The following is a 16,955-nucleotide window of genomic DNA, read 5'->3' as shown; positions in this document are numbered from 1 at the left end:
TAATGACTAAGTGTATTATAGACACATACAATTGGATATAAGGGATATAGATACAATTTATACAGATATATTATTATGTTTTATCCGGATCACGTATCCGCTGATACAGCGGCTGCAGACGGTGCTATTGGGACTTGCGGTGCGGGCGGCTCCCGAGACTCGAACGAATACTGGACCTGACTGCAGAAAGGGTTATGTCAGAGGCACGTAGTGTTCACCCACCAGAGTGAACACCACAGCTAAACATTCGGCCCCACTGGTAAGCCCTCTTGGGTTAAAGAATTAGGTTCGGTTGTCCTGACCGGTTACGTCGGCCGCCGAGATCGGCGGTAGATCGGCTGTTCAGTACGACTTCGCGAAGTACGCGATCTCGTCGGCAGGTTCGCCGCAGACGCCGCACTCGTCCTCCTCGGGTTCGGGCACCTCGCCCGCGGTTTCGCCGCCCTCGTCCTCGAGGGGCTGCATGACGATTTCGGCGGCAACCTTCTCCTTGATGGCCTCCTCGCAGGCCTCGTCGCCGCACCACGGCGTCTTCACGTAGCCGCCGTGCTTGCCGATCGTGCCCATGATCTCCTCGGGGCTGTGGGCCTCGCGGATGTTCTCCTCTAAGTTCTCCTCGGCGGTTTCGTAGAGTTTGTCGTAGATCTCCTCGAGGTGCGCGTCGACGGTGTCGACGATCTCGTCGCGGTCGCCGACGGACTGCTCGTTGTCGGGGCGGTGGACGAGCGTGACCTCCTCGTCTTCGACCTCGTTGGGGCCGATCTCCAGGCGGAGCGGGACGCCGTTGAGTTCGTGCTCGTTGAACTTGAAGCCGGGATTGCGCTCGTCGCGGTCGTCGAGTTCGACGCGGAAGCCGGCCTCCTCGAGTTCTTCGGCGATCCCCTCGGAGTACTCGAGGACGTCCTCCTTGGTGTCTTCCTGCCAGATGGGGACGATGACGACCTGCGTGGGCGCGATGGTCGGGGGCAGCACGAGCCCCTGATCGTCCGAGTGGGTCATGACGAGCGCGCCGAGCGCGCGCCAGGAGAGCCCCCACGAGGTGGTGTAGGCGGTCCGTTCCTCCTCGTCCTCGTCGACGAAGGTGATGTCGAACGCCTCGGCGAAGGACTGGCCGAGGTGGTGGCTGGTGCCGCCCTGGACGGACTTGCCGTCGGGCATCAGCGCCTCGACCGTCGTCGTGGTGTCCGCGCCGGGGAACTTGTCGTGCTCGGGCTTCTTGCCGCGCAGCACCGGAATCGCAAGGACGTCCTCGTAGACGCGCTCGTACTGGCCCAGTCGGGTCCAGACCTCCTTCCAGGCGTCCTCGCTCGAGGCGTGGGCGGTGTGGCCCTCCTGCCACATGAACTCCTTCGTCCGGAAGAAGGGCTTGGTCTCGGTGGCCTCCCACCGCACCACGGAACACCACTGGTTCAGCCGCAGCGGCAGGTCGCGGTGGCTGCGGACCCAGTCGGCCATGAAAGGCGTGATGATCGATTCGCTGGTCGGCCGGACCGCGAGCCGCTCCTCGAGTTCTTCGTGGCCGCCCTGGGTGACCCAGGCGACCTCGGGGTCGAACCCTTCGACGATGTCCTTCTCGCGCTCGAGGAAGGACTCGGGGATGAACATGGGGAAGTAGACGTTGTCGACGCCCGTGTCCTTGAACCAGCCGTCGAGCGCGTCCTGGATCGACTCCCAGAGCGCGTAGCCGCGAGGCTTGGTGACGATGAATCCGCCCATCGGCGCGTAGTCCGCGAGACCGGCCTTCTGGACGACTTCGGCGTACCACTCGCCGGGCTTGTGCGATTTCGACTCGGTGATCCCGAGTTCCTGACTCTCGTCGCTCATACATCGTCTCACTGCCACCGCGGGCTTAAACGATACGAAGGGGCGACGCCGCAACCCGGGCGGTGCCGGTCGAACCGGAGACAAATATCGGGTCCGTATTCGGATAAAATATCGACGTACTAAATTTAGTTAAAAGTATTATGTTTTATTACTTCACATGTTGTGGACGGTTCCGCATGGAAGCCAACGACTCTCGCGATCGAGACGCACTTGACGTCGACCGACGAACGCTGCTGCGAGCCGGTGCGACGCTCGGCGCGCTGTCGGTCGCCGGCGTTTCCGTCGGCACCGAGCGCACGCGGGCGATGCCGGACGGTCCGACCTCGGACGCCGACGGCGAACCGGTTCTCTACCAGTACTTCCACGCGGAGTGGCGGGACGTCGAAGACGACCTGCAGCGCCTCGCCGACCTCGGGATCGACGGTATCTGGGTCCCGCAGCCGGCGACACCCATGCTCGAGTGGGCGGACCAGACCACCGCGGATCAGGACGGCTACTACGGCGATCCGCACCCGGACTACGGCTACCTCGAGCCCCATCCGCCGATCGGCTACCAGCCGGTCGACTACCGGGACTTCGACTCGCCCTACGGGACCGAGGCGGCGCTCGAGTCGATGATCGAGACCGCTCACGAGCACGACATCGACGTCGTCGTCGACGCCGTGCTCAATCACATGGCGTCGGCGACCGGTCCCGACGGCGCGGTCGAACTGCCCCAATTCGATCGGGACGAACACTTTCACGACTACGGGACGCTCGGCGAGGACTGTTACTGGCAAGGGGAGGGGAACGACGAGGAGCGCGCGCTCTACGAGTGCGATCTGCTCGGGTTGCCCTCGTTCGATCACGAACACCCTCACGTGCAGCGCGAGCAGGCTGACTACATCGAGCGGATCGCCGACCTCGGCGCCGACGGACTGCGGCTCGACGCCGCCGGTCACGTCTGGCCGTGGTACTTCGAGTCCGAGATCAACCCGCTCGCCGACGACCTCGGCCTCTGGCGCGTCGGCGAGGTCTGGGACGGGGACAAGGACACGGTCACGGAGTTCGCGAACACCGGCATGACCGTCTTCGACTACCCGCTGTACTACGCCCTCCTCGACGCCTTCGAGGGCGGCGACATGACCGCGCTCGCACAGGACGCGGCGCGGGGCATCGTCCACGAGGACCCGAGCGCCGCCGTGACGTTCGTCCAGAACCACGACGCTCCGGGCCCGAACGTCGGCATCGACGACGGCGACGATCCGGCGAACTACGACGAGGAAGGCACCGAAGTCGAACTCGCCCACGCCTACGTCCTCTCGTTCCCGGGGACGCCGATGCTCTTTCTCACCGCGGAGAGCAGCGCCGCCGTCGACGACCCGTACCTCGAGGACTTGATCTGGATCAAACGGAACCTCGCGTCCGGGCCGGCTATCGATCGGTACGTCGGCGAAGACCTCTACGCTTTCGAGCGGGAGGCGAACCTGTTGGCGGGGATCAACAACGGCCCCGCCGAGCGAACCGAGTGGGTCGAAACGTCCTGGGTGAACGAACCGCTCGTCGATTACACCGGGCACCGAGGGTCGATCACCACCAACGACGACGGCTGGGTCGAACTGTCCGTTCCGTCCAACGGATGGGTGATGTACGCGCCCGAGGGTCGGGGCGAAACCGCCCGACCTGACGGCGAACTCACGTTACGGGTGACCGTCGAGGTCGAACCCGGCGAATCCGTCTACTTCACCGGCGGGACCGACGAACTCACGAACTGGGGCGGCGGCGTCGAGGGCACCTGGTCGGCGGGTAACGTCTGGCAGGTCACGATCGACGATCCGGGCGAATTCGAGTGGAAGACGCGGCGCGGTCCGTCCGGCGCCACCGGCGACGTCTGGGAGCGCGGCCGGAACCACGATCGGGCTGCGACCCACCCCGAGCATCAGGGCTGGGACGCGTAACGTACCGCGACGCCGCTCGATTAGTCGCCCGCCTCGAACGAGACGCCGGTCTCGAGGTCGTGGTCGACGAACTCGGCTTCGTCTAAGGGCTCGTCGCCCTCAGCCTCGAAGCGGAACTCGCCGCGGACGGTCTCGCCCTCGAGCACCGTCGGCAGCCACAGCCGGTCGTCCTCCCACATCTGGTCGTAGGGCACGTCCTCGACCGGGACCCACTCCGGACGCGCTTCGGCGGAGGCCGCCGGCTCGCCGTCGAATTCCGTCGTCCGGAAGACGTGACAGAACGTGTGTTCCTCGCCGTTCAGCAGGAATCGGAGCTCGCCCGCCTTCTCGAGGTCGGCCGGATCGATCCCGAGACCGACCTCCTCGCGGGTCTCGCGGACGGCGCACTCCCGGGGGGTCTCCGCGCTCTCGAGTTTACCGCCGGGGCCGTTGTACCAGCCCTCGCCGAGCCCGCGGCGCTTCTCGATGAGGAGGACCTCGTCAGGAGCGTCGTCGGCGCTAGCTGTCGGGTCGTCGCCATTCGACCGCGAGCGCATCGGAAAACACAGCGTCGCCTCGATCATCGTACACGTAGCGGTTCGACTGCGGGGGAATAAACGTCCGTATTCGCGACGCGAGGTTCGACGACCGCAGCCGCTCAATCGTCCGTCAGCGACCGCGACTCGAGACCGACCGCCACGTCCTCGAGGTACTCGTCGGGCGCACAGCCGAGCGACCGGTGAGGGCAGTACTGACAGTGGTCGCCCGGCGTCGTCTCGAGGTAGGCGGGATCGTCGACGGACTCGAGCGTCCCGCGGACGCTCGCCCACGGCGGGAGGTCGTCGGGGTCGAACAGTTCGACGCGCGGTTCGCCCCCAGTTTCTGTGTCTGCGCCCTCGAGGTCGCCGACGTAGACGTAGCCGACGGCGCCGATCGGCTCGTCGAAGCGCTGCTCGCAGGCCCGCGCGTACAGCGCCAACTGGACCGCGTCGTCGGGATCGATCCGCTCGGCCGTCGTCTTGTAGTCGAGGACGGCGAGGTCGCCGGCTCGCTCTCGGGGCCGTGACAGTGCACCAGCGTCGGCGTCGGCCGCGACGTCCGCGGGCAGCCGCCGAATCGAGTCCACGTAGCCGATCACGTCGCCGGCCACGCCGTCGACTTCGGACAGCGAGAACGGCACTTCGGCCGCGAGCGGCTCCCACTCCGCGACCGGCCGGTCGAATCCGGGCGCAGTCGCCTCGAAGTAGCGATCGATGCAGGCCAGCACCGGCTCGCGGTGCTCGAGCAGGTCCCGCGCGGTCAGCTGTCGAACGGCGGCCTCGCGCCACTCGTCGCGCGTCTCGTACTCCCGGTAGAAGGCCTCCTCGGCGACGTCGTGGAAGACGGTGCCGACGATCCGCGAGCCGCCGGCCCCGCTCCCGCCCCGCGAATCGACCGCGCCGAGGGGTAGCGGGTCGTCCATCGCCGTCACGACGTGCTCGAGGTAGTGCTTTCGCGGGCAGGTGTCGTGGGTTGCCATCGCGCTGTAGCTGTGGCGCATCGCGACCGGGAGCTCGGTCGCATCCGAGAGCGTCTCGACCGGGAACCGGACGGTGTCGGTCGTCAGCGCCGAGGGCCGGCGACCGCTGGGCATCCGGACCGACTCGCGGACGTCCTCGTCGCCGTGGCTGGCGGCGTCGGCCGCCGGGAGCAACGTCCCCTCCCGCAACAGCTGACCGAGCCGGTGGACGGTCTCGATCGCCTCGCGCGTCTCGAGCGGTTCGACGTCCCGCTCGTCGTAGTCGCTGTAGTAGGTGATCGAACCCGGCGTAACGTCGGCGGAGTGGGCGATTTCGTCGGTCCGGTCGGCGACCGTTTCGGGGTACTGCGCCCGCACCCGTTCGAAGCTCTCGGTCAGCGACGACCAGAGGTTCATCCGCTGGCCGGCGGTCGACCACTCGATATCGGCCGCGAGACAGGCGTCGGCGGTCGAAACCCCGAGTTCCTCCTCGCCGCCGTCGTAGTCGTACTCGGCGCCGAAGACGAACAGGTGATTTTCGGCTCGGGTCAGCGCGACGTGGAGGACGCGCCACTCCTCCGCGACGGTCTCGGCGGCCAGATCCGAACACAGCGGCGACTCGATCTCGTCGTCGAGGGTCGCCGCGAGCAGCCGCTCGCGGGCGCGCTGGGCGTAGTCGGATTCGACGCACCACTCCTCGTCGGAGAGGTAGGGGACGAGGACGGTGTCGAACTCGAGGCCCTTCGCCTGGTGGACGGTCATCACGTCGATCGAGTCCGTCGACTGGGTGCCCCGCGTTCGGTCGCTGCCGCCGCCTCGGAGCGTCCGCTCCAGCGCATCGACGAACTCGGACGTCAGCGTCCCGACGACGGTCTCGGGATCGTAGCGCTCGACGAACCGGTCGAGACGGTCGAGGTCCGCCCGCTCGTCGCTCGTGAGGAACCACTCGATCCGGGTCAACTCGCGGAACCGGCGGATAAAGCCCGAGAGCGGGTAGACGTCCCGCAGCGTCGCGAGTTCCTCGAGGTGCTCGCGCGCCGTCTCGAGGCGGTCCGGGTTTTCGAGGGCGTCGGGATCGATATCGAAGACGGCGTCGTAGAGCGATCCGTCGCGTCCCTGCAGGGTTGTTAGGTCGGCCTCCGAGAGCCGGTAGCGGTAGAGCAGCACCCGCCGGAGGTGGACGTCGGCGTCCGGATCGACGGGGGTGCGGAGGTAGGAGAGCACCGTCCGAATTCCCGGCGAGATTTCGCCCCGCGGCGAGCCCGAGATTTCGTAGGGAATCCGTCGCTCCCGGAGTTCGTCCGCGACCGCTTGCGCGTGACGGTTCGTCCGCACGATGATCGCGACGTCCTCGAGGCTCCGCTGGGGAACGGTTTCGGCCTCGCCGTTGAGCAGCCTCGAGACCGTCGTCGCGACCTGGTCGGCGGTCGACCCGGGGACGTCGGCGCTCTCGACTTTGACGACGCGGTCGACCGGCTCTGCGGCGTCCGCTCTCTCGCCGTTCTCTCGGCCGACCTCCCGCAGCGTCTTCGAGGACTGGGGGCCGTAATCGCAGTGGTTCGTGAGATCGAGGATCTCCTGGCGCGAACGGAAGTTAAGCTCGAGTTCGATCGACTCGTGGTCGTCGTACTCGTCGGCGAGCCGATCCAGCCCCTCGCGGTCGGTGCCGCGCCAGCCGTAGATCGCCTGGTCCTTGTCGCCGATCGCGAGCAGGTCCGGTCGGTCGGACCCGTCGGTCAGTTCGGTGATGAGGCCGAACTGCGTCTCGTCGGTGTCCTGGAACTCGTCGCAGTAGACCTGGTCCCACTGGCCGGTGATCTCGTCCGCGATCGCCTCGTCGTCCAGCAACTCCGTGGCCGTCCGCACCAGTTCGTCGAAATCCAGCGCGCGCTCCTCGGCTAAGGCCTCGTGGTAATCCGCGTAGACGTCGGCGTAGTGGCGCGCCAGCCGGAGGAACTCGACGTAGTGTTTCAGCCGGCCGAACGGGCTCTGCTCTATGCGCTCCGTTTTCTGCCGCCAGATCTCGTTGCCGAACAGCGCCCGCGGAAGCTGTTTGGTCGTCGGCTCCTCGAGCGAGAGCGCCTCGATGGTATTCGTTACGCAGGTCTGGAGGACCCGCAGATAGCGGTCGACGTCCCGCACGACCGCGTCCTCGCGGAACGGCTCGGGCGACTCGGCGATCTTCTCGCGGCAGTACTCGACGAGTTTCCCGTAGCCGACCAGCGACTCGCGGGCCGTCTCGAGGTGCTCGTCGCGGTTGAAGTATCGCAGCGCCTCCGAATCGAAGGAGAGATCCTGTCCGGCGCGGCGCTCGAGCCAGAGGACGAACTCGTTGCAGAGTTCGATGGTTCGCACGTCCGGCAGGCCCGCCCGGAGCTGCTCGGGGGTGACGTCCTCCTGGCTCATCGTTTGGATGAAGTCGTCGACAGCGTCGGTCAGGTCCGACTGTGGACCGTGACGCTCGGGCGAGGCCGCGAAGCCGTAGTCGGTGGTCGCGAGCAGGCGGCCGACGATCCGGCGGCGCTTGCGCTCGGTGACGACCTCGAACTCCGGCGAGTAGCCGAGGTAGTAGGCGTACTCGCGGACGAGCCGGTAACAGAACGAGTGGTAAGTGTAGACGTCGATCGCGGCCGCGGTATCCGGATCGAGCCGCTCGGCGACGGCGTCGCGGATGCTGCCGGCGGCCTCGTTCGCGAAGGTGAGCACCAGCACGTCGTCGGGGTCGACCGCCCCCGTCTCGATGGCGTGCTCGATCCGCATGAGCATCGTCGTCGTCTTCCCGGTCCCGGCGCCGGCGTCGACGGAGACGCAGGCCGCGTCGCTGTCGATGACCGCCCGCTGGTTGCCCTTCGGCTCGAGGTTCTCGTCCGCGTCTTCTGCGGGAGCGTTCTCGTCGGCCGGGTTATCCATCGAATCGCACCTCCTCGGCGATGTACTCCCCGCAGCAAACCGTGTACGCGCACTCGGGACAGGCGTGCTCCGCGACCTGCTCCCACCGATCGGACGGATCGAACCTGCCCGCGACGATTCGGCCGACGACCGACGCGAGTCGGTTGTCGACCGTCTCGTTTCGGTGTTCGTGGGTCCGGCCGTAGGTGAGGTGGTCGATGTAGACGTCGGTGAGGTCGACCGGCTCGAGGCTGGTCTCGACCGTCCCGCGAACCCAATTGACCGACGTCCCGGAGCGGTCGGCCAGCGGAATCTGGACGTAGCGACAGGTCCGGTCCTCGAGTCCGAGCCGATCGCACAGGTTCCGCAACCCGTCGAGCACGACGGCGGTTTCGAACAGCGCGCCGACGGGACCGGGCTCGAACGCCTCGGCCTCGGGATCGAAGTGGTCGACGAACAGTTCCGCGACGCGCTCCCAGTCCGAACGGTATCGGAGGATGCCGAGCGGGGCGACGGAGGGGACGAAGCGAACGCCGACGACCGACGAGCCGTCGCCGTAGACGTAGTCGACGGTCGCATCGATCGTCACGGGCTCGAGGTCCGAACCCGATTCGGATCCAGTTCCGTCGTCTATCTCCGGTGTTACAGTGCTCGAGAGTCGGATATCGGGACCGATTAAGTGGTCAGCGCTCGCAGGTTCGTCGCCGCTCCGGAGCAGCCGGCCGACGCCCGCTCCGTGGTCCGCGCCGACGTCCTCGACGTACGCCTTCGCCGTCGCCTCGAGGACGCGCCGTTCGTGGCGGCGCTGCTCGCGGGAGTGGAACCGCTCGTCGTGCTCGTCCCACAGCGTCGCCAACTGCTCGAGCGCGGCGTCCTCGAGGGCGTCGGCAGCGTCGCCAGCGGCGGCGTCCCCGTCGTCGGGATCGGCGATTTCGGTGCGCTCGAGCGCGGTACAGATCGCTCGGCGCAGCAGGTCGACGCGAGCCGCGGTTGCGGCGGCCGCATCGTCTTCGTCGCCGTCGAACTCGTGGACGTGCGCGAACTCGTACCGGCGCGGACAGCGGAGATACGTCCGGATGCCGTCGGCGGAGAGTGTCGGTCGATTCTTACTCGTCCCCCCGTCGGTCGCGGCGCCGTCAGTCATCTCGGACCACCTCGCCCGCCGCGAACTCGAACTGCGAGCGGACCGCCTCGGCGAGTTCGGCGTCGATATCGCCGTCCTCGAGCACGACGGCGATCTCCTCGAACAGTTCCTCGGTGTCCGCCAGGTCGGCCTCGCCGCCGGTGCTCGCCTCGCGCAGCACCCGCTCGAGTTCGGCCCGCGGCTGGTCGAGTAGCGCCTCGAGGGCGTTCGTCTCGCCGTGGATCGCGGCGCCCGCCGCGGCGTCGACGTCCTCGAGAGCGAGGCCCGGCGTCGATTCGAGCAGCTTCAGGTAGCGCGAGCGGTCGTGGGTCCGGCGCAGGCTTCCGGACCCACGCTCGTACGAGCAGCAGTAGAGACGACCCGTCGCCGCGCGGGCGCCGAGCGCGAGTCGTCGTCGGGCCCGCTGGGCGTGGTAGGTCTCGAAGGGATCACCGGCTCCGTCGCCGTCAGCAGTGGCGAACGTCGACGCAACGTCCGCCGGCGAGGGATCGGTAACGGCGGGATAGTGGGGCATCTCGCGGAGCCAGGCCGACGGGAACAGTTGGGTGAGAAACTGCTCGCCCGGATAGGTGTCGTCGATCAGATCGAGCAGGAAGACGACCTCGCGGGAGTCGTACTTGAGGTCGTCGACCGCACAGACCGTTACGCCGCCGGTTGGAGACTGGGTCTCGACCGCGTGGACGTAGGGCGCGTCGTACCGGATCGTCCGCCGGAGCATCCGGCGCAGTCCCTCCCAGTCCGGCCCGACGAGGTCGGTTTCCTCGACGAACTCTGCGATCTCGAGCACCCGGCGGACGCTCGCGTACTGCTCGCGGGCGTCGACCCAGTCCTCGCCCGCGGCGATCCGGCCCTTCAAATCGGTTCGGAGGATCCACCACCGGAGCGAGTCCGTGATGCTCGGCCCGGTACAGTCCTCGAGCAGCGCGGGCGAGAAGTCGTCGACCCGGGCCCGCAGGCGCTCGAGTTCGCGGTCGTAGTCCGTCTCGGTTCTCGTTCTCGGGCCGGCGTCGACGCGATTCCCCGCGCGTTCGCGCTCGCACTGGACGGTGACGAACGCGTAGAGTTCGTTCACGGCGGGGTCCTCCGCGAGCGACGGCGTGCCGATCGTCGCCGTCGGGATGCCGGCCTCGCGGAGCCGACGCCGGGTCTCGGGGACCCGCTCGATGCTCGGCACGGCGACGGCGAACTCGTCGTAGCTCCAGTCGCGCCGGTCCGCCAGCGACTGGATCTCGGTCGCGACGGCATCGACCTGTTCGCGGGCGGTTCGGGTTCGGATGTGTCGGGCGCGGCCGACCGGCTCGGGGTCCGCGCCGGTTTCCGTTTCGCCGTCTCGAATTCCGCCGTCTCGAGTCGGCTGATCCGCGGTTGCGGACGCGGGCCGCTCGTCGGTTGCGAGAAATCTCGCGATGGTCTCGTGGGGCGGCGAGGTACGGTCAGCGCTCGAAGCGCCGCCGGGTGCGCCGTCCTCCGAGTTCGACGTCGAGTCCGGTGAGACTGGAACCGTCTCCACCTCGAGGCCGTTTCCGACCACGTCGTCGATAGTCCCCGACTCGACGCGCGTACGTTCGACGCTGGCGTGGTGCTCGCCGAGACAGACCAGCTCGACGTCGCCACCCGTGAGCGCGGCGAGGTACCGGCGATCGAGTTGCCGGTACTCCTCGAACTCGACCGCGAGGACGGCGTCGAACGAGGCCGTCACGCGATCGCGCAGGCCGTCGGCGTTCGCCTCGAGCAGCTCGACCGCTTGGGGGATCACGTCCGCCCGCTCGACGAACCCGCGGGACTCGAGTTCCTCGTGGAAGCGGTCGTTCATCGCGTAGAGGAAGGCCAGACAGTCGTGGACCGCCTGCTCGTCCAGATCGGCGAGTCGGAGCCGCTGACGGGTCGCCTCGAGCAGCAGTTGCCCGACGTCGCGGGTGAAACTCTCGTGGGCCGCGGCCCGCTCGAGGTAGGGCGGCACCTCGCGGCTCGCGCCGTCGATCACCAGCGAGATGAGTTCGATACGCTCCTCGTACTCGAGTCGGTCCAGCGTCGGATCGTACTCCTCTATAACCTTCGAGGCGTGTTCCGGCACGGACTCGACTCGGGGGGATTGTGGGGTTCCGTCGGCCACCTCGGCGTCGGCGAGCGCGTCGGTGAGCGAGTCCAGTCCCGCCGGGTGTCGCTTGAGCACCAGCACGTTCCGCGGGCCGTGTTCGGCGGCCAGCGCGGCGTACTCGTCGGCGACGAACTCGAGGAGGGCGTCGCTCGGCGCCGGCGCGGCCAGCAGCTTACAGCGCCCCTCGAGATCGGCGTCGGCATCGGCGGTGCGGGACCGAGACATCGGTGACTGTCCCCGTGTATGCTCGACTACGTACTTAAATGTACGGCGCCACACGGCCCGTCGTTTTCACGGGACGACGGCGGTCCGCCGGGATACTCGAACGCCGTGTGCTGCGATACCTGTTGACAATTCTTATTACAGAACCGACCCATAGCGACGAGTATGGAGGACATTTTCGTCGCACGAGTCATGTCCACGTCGCTGCACACGGTCGGACGGGACACGCTCGTCGAGGATGCGGGACAGCTCATGCTCGAGAACAACATCGGCTCCGTCGTCGTCGTCGGGGAGCACAACGAACTCAAGGGCATCCTGACGTCGACGGACTTCGTCGACATCGTCGCACAGAGTCATCCGAAGGCGGAGACGACCGTCGAACGGTACATGACCGAGGACGTCGTGACGGCCTCGGCGCAGGACGGCATCCGCGACGCCGCGGATACGATGATCGAACACGGGTTCAAGCACCTGCCCGTGGTCGACGAGGACGAGGGCGTCATCGGCATGGTCTCGACGACGGACCTGGCGTCGTACCTCTCGCGCGTCCAATCGCCGAGCCCCGTCGACGAGTAGCGGGTTTCTCCTTCTCGCGAGGACGGGGTAGCCTCTCGAGGAGCCAGTCGGCTGTCGGGCCCGTCTGCGCTGTCTCGAAGCTACTCGCCGTCGTCCGCATCCGATCCGTCCATCCACCGCACGGTCTCGTCCAGTCGGTCCCGTAACGTGCGGGCTTCCGCAGGCGTGAGTTCGACGTCCGCGAGGCCGGTCCCGTGGTCGCCGGCCATTACGTCGAGGCTCAACACGACGCGGTGGTCGTCCTCGTTCTCGCCCTCGCCCTCGCCCTCGCCCTCCCCTTCGCCTTCCGGACGGACTGACACGTCCGCTCGATCCGGATAATCCCGCGGTGGACCGATCTCGAGGTCGTGTTCGCCGCGGGTGACGCCGACGCGAACGCGCTCGGGGCGGGCAAGATCGAGCGTGTCCGTCGGATCTTCCTCGATCGCCGCCTGCTCGTCGGATTCGGGGTTGGGTCGGCGGCCGGAATCGCGGTCGGTGTCGCTCTCGTCGGGCATAGATAAGCGTTAGCGTGCAACACCCTTGGGTGTACTCCCGGTCCCCGCGAGGTGAGAGTCAGGTCCGTGATTCCTCACGTGATCCTGAGCCTACACGTGGCGTGACTACCACCGGAATTAATAATACTCGACTCACAACCGGTGGTCGACAATGGCCGACCAACCTCCATCGCCGCCGACCCCGACGACTGACACACAGGTCCCCGCGGACGACGACCGGTTCCTCACCACGACCACGCAACTCGCACGGACCGTTGAGGATACGCTCGGCGTCTCCCTCGAGCCGTCGACCCTCGAGAATCTATTGCTCGAACTAGATCGGCAAGAGTACGTCGAGTGGGTGACCGTCACCCGAACCGGCGACTACGTCTGGGACCTCTCGGAGTCGCCCGATCGGATCGCCGACGCGGTCGCCGAGGCCGTCGTCGCGCGGATCGACGAGTGGCTCGCGGCACAGACCGGCGCGCAGGACGGCTCGGCGTAGTCCGGCGAGGCGAACCGGTTCTTCTCGAGGCGTCGCGATCGGTCTCGCAGCTGGTTCGTGTTCGCGAGCCTCGAGTTCAGAATAGGATTCAGTTCGACTGCGAAGCGTCTCCGCCGACGTGCTACCGGCGCCTTACGTTCCCTCGATCAGTCGCTCGAGCTGCTCCGGCGGGACCGCACCGCGGGCCGCGTGCTCGCCCGAAATGAACGTCGGGACGCCCGTAATGCCGGTCTGTTGGGCGTCCGTGAACGCCGCCTCGAGTTCGTCGGCGCTTGCCTCGTCCGAAAGCGTCTCCGCGACGAAGCCGTCCGGCAGGCCCGCGTCGGCGGCGAGGTCCTCGAGGACGTCCTGCTCCCCGATGTCGCGGCCCTCGCGCCAGAGCGCGTCGAAGACGCTGCGGTGGAAGTCCTCGAATGCGCCGGGGTGAGCGTCGGCCGCGCGCCAGGCGACGCGCTGGGCGTCGTAGGAGTCGACGTCCTTCCGGATGTACTGGTCGAGTTCGACGTTGTACCGGTTGGCCAGTCGTTCGACGTTCTGTTTTGCCTGTTCGTAGTACTCGTCGTCCTTGCCGTTGTCGACGTCGTGGTCGATCTCTCCGTCGGGACCGCGCTGCTGCGAGCGCAGGTCGAAGGGGTGCCAGTCGACGGTCAGCGGCTCGTCGCGTCCCTCCCGGTAGCGGTCGAGGGATTCGTACCCCAGGAAGCAGAACGGACAGACGTAATCGGCGTACACGAGTACGGCGTCGGCGGTCTGTTGACTCATACGACCCGTTTGGGAGACGCGACACAAAACGTCGTTGTTGGCGGGTCTTTCGACCGCTAGTCGCGCGGTCAGCGCTATGCGGTGCGGTGCCGCTACTCTCCGCCACTCGCAGCCTCGAGATAACCCTGGCTTGATACTGCTGGGTTACGTGTCCCTTCTCGGGGTGATCACCCTGAACGACCGCGATTCCGATCGCGTCGTCGCCGTCTGCGAACAGTGCGGGTCGGCGTACGCGGCGGTGCGGTCGGACGGGACGCTCCGCCCGATCGGCGTCGAGACCTGTTCCTGCGGGTCCGACGAGTTCCGCCCGCTGCGGTGAGGCTGCGTCCTCGAGGCCGTCCCGGTGGCTCGACGATTCTTTTGCTTTCGGCGACTGTGCGTCCGGGACACCACGATCGGTCAGCGACCGTCACAAGCGCCTCTTTTCCGGCCAAAGATATTGGGACGTGAACTCATCGGGACTGGGTCACTAGGTTCACAGATCGGATGATCGCTCGCTGTCCAGACTGTGATGACGGGTTGGGGGAACAACTCGATAAGTACGTCTCCGGCGGGGAGACCATCGTGGACTTCGAGTGTCCGAACTGCGGCCACGAGTGGTCGCTGTCGCTGTAATCCGGTCGTTGTTTTTGTTACGCTCCGTTCGTTCTCCGCTACTCGAGGCCTATAGCGATACCCCTGGCAACTACTCGAGCTTTCCGAGGGGAAACGGCTCGACTCGCCGGATTTGAACCCCAAGAAAGACGGTCGCTCGCTACGCTTGCGCTGTGACTTCCAGGGCTTCAAATCCCGCTTCGACGACAATTTGCGGCGCTCACGAATCGGTTCGCGCCGCAGAATTATGGACTCGCCGGGATGTTGAAATCGCGGCAGAGCGTAGGGGTGTAGTCATCATTTTACTTGATTCTGATAGTTTATTTCGGAACGTCCTGGCGGCGGACCGCCATCTTCTCGCGCTCGGTTCTCGCGTCGTAATGTTCGTACAGCACCTCGAGCGACACGTCCATCCGTTCGCTGACCGTCTCGGGTGCCGTCTCCTCGTTCAGGTGATTCGTAATCGCCCCCCGGCGGACCGCGTGAGGCGATCGCGCCGACGGGCACTTTGACGGAACCGAGCTGCTGCTTCTGGCTTCACAGTCGGACGGTGTCCGATCATGGGGACATTCCCCGTACGTGCACGGGTGTAACGCCCGGATCACCCACTTGTAGATTGAGTGGCCAGTCGGACGGGTTCCCTGCTGAGTAGTGAACAGTGGACGGCGACCGTGCTCGTCGACGACATCTTTCCGGTCGGGGTTGTCCACGTAGTCGGCGAGGATCTTGTACCAGCGCGGACCGAGGTAGACCCACCGGCTCCCGCCATCGCCGTTCTTCAACGGTGTCCCCGTCTCGGGGCGGTGCTCGACTCGGATTGCCTGGTTGTCTTCGTCGAGATCGTCAACGTCGAGCCCACGGACCGCGCCTCGTCGCATCCCCGTTCGCCAAATAAGCGCAATCAGGGCATGATCCCTGCTCGCGTAGTGATGTTGGTCGAAGTATCGAAGCGCTCGCTTTGCGCGCTCGGCCTCGAGGAACACTTCGCGAGATTCGGCACCGTCCGGTAACTCGGGTGCATGCAACTTCTCGGCGAGCCCTTCTTCGACGGCCTCGATATCGGCCCACCATCGCAACGCCATCCGGACGCTACTCAACTGCTTCTGGAGCGTGATCGGCGCGACATCGCCCTGCCGCCAGCTGACGAACAGCGATAGGTCGCGACCGGTCAACTCATTCAGATTGTTGATCCCTTCCTCTTCACACCACTCGAGGAAGACCGACAGTCGGTGTTTGGCGTTCTGCATCGACGACTCTCGAACGCTCGGCTCTCGGTGTGTGAGGAACCGCTCGACGCCCTCCTGGGGAGTCATCGGTTCGAGATCGTCGCTCATTCGGAACCACCCACTGGAGTCCATCCAGTTGTCTCATCGAACATACACGGCAGAACGAACTTCCGGACATTAGTGCTACACCGGGAGTGACCGGAAAACGCTGATACTTGCTCTATCGGTTGAGAACAGCGTCGTGAAGCGTTGTATCCCGTGTCCGGAAAGTGGCCGGAAAATGTCCGGAAGTGTCCGGAAAGGCGAAAACCGCTATACGGCGCGGTGATAGTACTGATTCGTCTCGATCTGTGACCGTATGTGATTGCGTAGTGCCGATACGACTCTCGAGCGGGACGTTTATTCCCCGCGGTGTCGTGCAATTGCATGCTTCCGTACCGAGGCTACGGAAGCCAGGCGGGCCGGTGACCCTAACACCGGGTCCGCATTTCTCTCATGGACCCGACTGGGCAGCGGCGGGTCCGTCTGGCTTCCATTACTCCCAGTCAAACATCCTGCTCACTTATAATTAACTAACTACTCTGTTAGCTGAAGGATACAATATAATCATCCACAGCAATGAGATCGGTCAAATTTTCAAGTCACAGTATGCAGAAAGCACAAGATGCGACGACCACGAGTTGGATGGATGACGAATGCTGACGATCATATCCTTGAATTCCTACTTAATGAAGGAAATCGCGAAATAGTCGCTACACCGCGTGTGATCGCAGAAAACATCGATTTTAATCCAGGATACATCAGACAAAGGATGAGAAAATTGTTAGAGGAGGACCTGGTCGCATACTATGACGAGGAAGCAGGAATATACGAAATTACTGATCAAGGACGCGCCTATCTTGCAGGGGAGATTGATGCAAAAGACCTTGAATAATCCACCCATTTCTACCCTTCTGTCCTTACTTTGATAGTGCATACCTCGGATATGCCGTATTAGGGCCTGTACCGGTAGAAATATGGAAATATGCTATGCAGAGGATCAGACGACCAAACCATTTTTATGCATGAAAACCCATTCACGATGTATGATCATCCACCGGGTAAGTCTACCCGCAATATCCTGTTCCCGTACTGGTGAGTGTGGGTGCTCCCAGTGCGGGGTATTTGAGTAAGAAAGGGTCGTTTAGAATAGGGGACCTAACCCCCCTACTTAAACTGACCGAAA

General features: G+C 65.4%; 13 protein-coding genes. 5 read left to right on the top strand and 8 right to left on the bottom strand.

Annotated features, from left to right (window positions below):
- Window positions 1–342: 342 nt before the first annotated feature.
- A complete protein-coding gene (gene proS / locus ATJ93_RS11565; protein WP_120244780.1) occupies window positions 343–1,824 on the bottom strand; it encodes a proline--tRNA ligase in 1,482 nt (493 codons plus the stop codon).
- 176 nt (window positions 1,825–2,000) lie between these two features.
- On the opposite strand from proS, the gene ATJ93_RS11560 reads away from it, so the two are divergent.
- Window positions 2,001–3,761, top strand: a complete 1,761-nt coding sequence (locus ATJ93_RS11560) for an alpha-amylase domain-containing protein (protein ID WP_120244779.1) — start codon at window positions 2,001–2,003, stop codon at window positions 3,759–3,761.
- Between the two features lie 20 nt (window positions 3,762–3,781).
- On the opposite strand, the gene ATJ93_RS11555 is transcribed toward ATJ93_RS11560, so the two are convergent.
- The 4 genes from ATJ93_RS11555 to ATJ93_RS11540 all read right to left on the bottom strand — a co-directional run bounded on the left by ATJ93_RS11555 (window position 3,782) and on the right by ATJ93_RS11540 (window position 11,594).
- Window positions 3,782–4,324, bottom strand: coding sequence for an 8-oxo-dGTP diphosphatase (locus tag ATJ93_RS11555; RefSeq protein ID WP_120244778.1), 543 nt, complete (start codon window positions 4,322–4,324; stop codon window positions 3,782–3,784).
- A gap of 74 nt (window positions 4,325–4,398) precedes the next feature.
- Entirely contained in the window at window positions 4,399–8,148 is a 3,750-nt protein-coding gene (locus ATJ93_RS11550; RefSeq protein ID WP_120244777.1) for an ATP-dependent DNA helicase, read from the bottom strand.
- The gene (locus ATJ93_RS11545) at window positions 8,141–9,271 is read right to left on the bottom strand and encodes a hypothetical protein (RefSeq protein WP_120244776.1); all 1,131 of its coding nucleotides are present in this window, start codon (window positions 9,269–9,271) and stop codon (window positions 8,141–8,143) included. Before ATJ93_RS11545 ends, ATJ93_RS11550 begins: the two co-directional genes overlap by 8 nt.
- Window positions 9,264–11,594: a PD-(D/E)XK nuclease family protein gene (locus ATJ93_RS11540; RefSeq protein ID WP_120244775.1), complete on the bottom strand. Its 2,331-nt coding sequence runs from the start codon at window positions 11,592–11,594 to the stop codon at window positions 9,264–9,266. The genes ATJ93_RS11545 and ATJ93_RS11540 overlap by 8 nt, the downstream gene beginning before the upstream one ends.
- 162 nt (window positions 11,595–11,756) lie before the next feature.
- Here ATJ93_RS11540 and ATJ93_RS11535 point away from each other — a divergent pair, with 162 nt between their 5' ends.
- Window positions 11,757–12,167, top strand: a complete 411-nt coding sequence (locus tag ATJ93_RS11535) for a CBS domain-containing protein (protein WP_120244774.1) — start codon at window positions 11,757–11,759, stop codon at window positions 12,165–12,167.
- Between the two features lie 80 nt (window positions 12,168–12,247).
- On the opposite strand, the gene ATJ93_RS11530 is transcribed toward ATJ93_RS11535, so the two are convergent.
- Entirely contained in the window at window positions 12,248–12,664 is a 417-nt protein-coding gene (locus tag ATJ93_RS11530; protein ID WP_211334047.1) for a hypothetical protein, read from the bottom strand.
- A 151-nt stretch (window positions 12,665–12,815) separates the two neighbouring features.
- Here ATJ93_RS11530 and ATJ93_RS11525 point away from each other — a divergent pair, with 151 nt between their 5' ends.
- Window positions 12,816–13,148, top strand: coding sequence for a hypothetical protein (locus ATJ93_RS11525; RefSeq protein WP_120244773.1), 333 nt, complete (start codon window positions 12,816–12,818; stop codon window positions 13,146–13,148).
- 132 nt (window positions 13,149–13,280) lie between these two features.
- On the opposite strand, the gene ATJ93_RS11520 is transcribed toward ATJ93_RS11525, so the two are convergent.
- The gene (locus ATJ93_RS11520) at window positions 13,281–13,910 is read right to left on the bottom strand and encodes a DsbA family oxidoreductase (protein ID WP_120244772.1); all 630 of its coding nucleotides are present in this window, start codon (window positions 13,908–13,910) and stop codon (window positions 13,281–13,283) included.
- 148 nt (window positions 13,911–14,058) lie between these two features.
- On the opposite strand from ATJ93_RS11520, the gene ATJ93_RS23655 reads away from it, so the two are divergent.
- A complete protein-coding gene (locus ATJ93_RS23655; RefSeq protein WP_170155535.1) occupies window positions 14,059–14,229 on the top strand; it encodes a hypothetical protein in 171 nt (56 codons plus the stop codon).
- Between the two features lie 595 nt (window positions 14,230–14,824).
- On the opposite strand, the gene ATJ93_RS11515 is transcribed toward ATJ93_RS23655, so the two are convergent.
- Window positions 14,825–15,838, bottom strand: coding sequence for a tyrosine-type recombinase/integrase (locus ATJ93_RS11515; RefSeq protein WP_120245260.1), 1,014 nt, complete (start codon window positions 15,836–15,838; stop codon window positions 14,825–14,827).
- Window positions 15,839–16,418: 580 nt separating this feature from the next.
- On the opposite strand from ATJ93_RS11515, the gene ATJ93_RS11510 reads away from it, so the two are divergent.
- Entirely contained in the window at window positions 16,419–16,664 is a 246-nt protein-coding gene (locus ATJ93_RS11510) for an ArsR family transcriptional regulator (protein ID WP_120244771.1), read from the top strand.
- Window positions 16,665–16,955 lie beyond the last annotated feature (291 nt).

Source organism: Halopiger aswanensis (assembly GCF_003610195.1).
GTDB lineage: Archaea > Halobacteriota > Halobacteria > Halobacteriales > Natrialbaceae > Halopiger > Halopiger aswanensis.
Note: the sequence above shows the minus strand (reverse complement) of the source record. Positions and strands in the feature narration are given on the sequence as shown.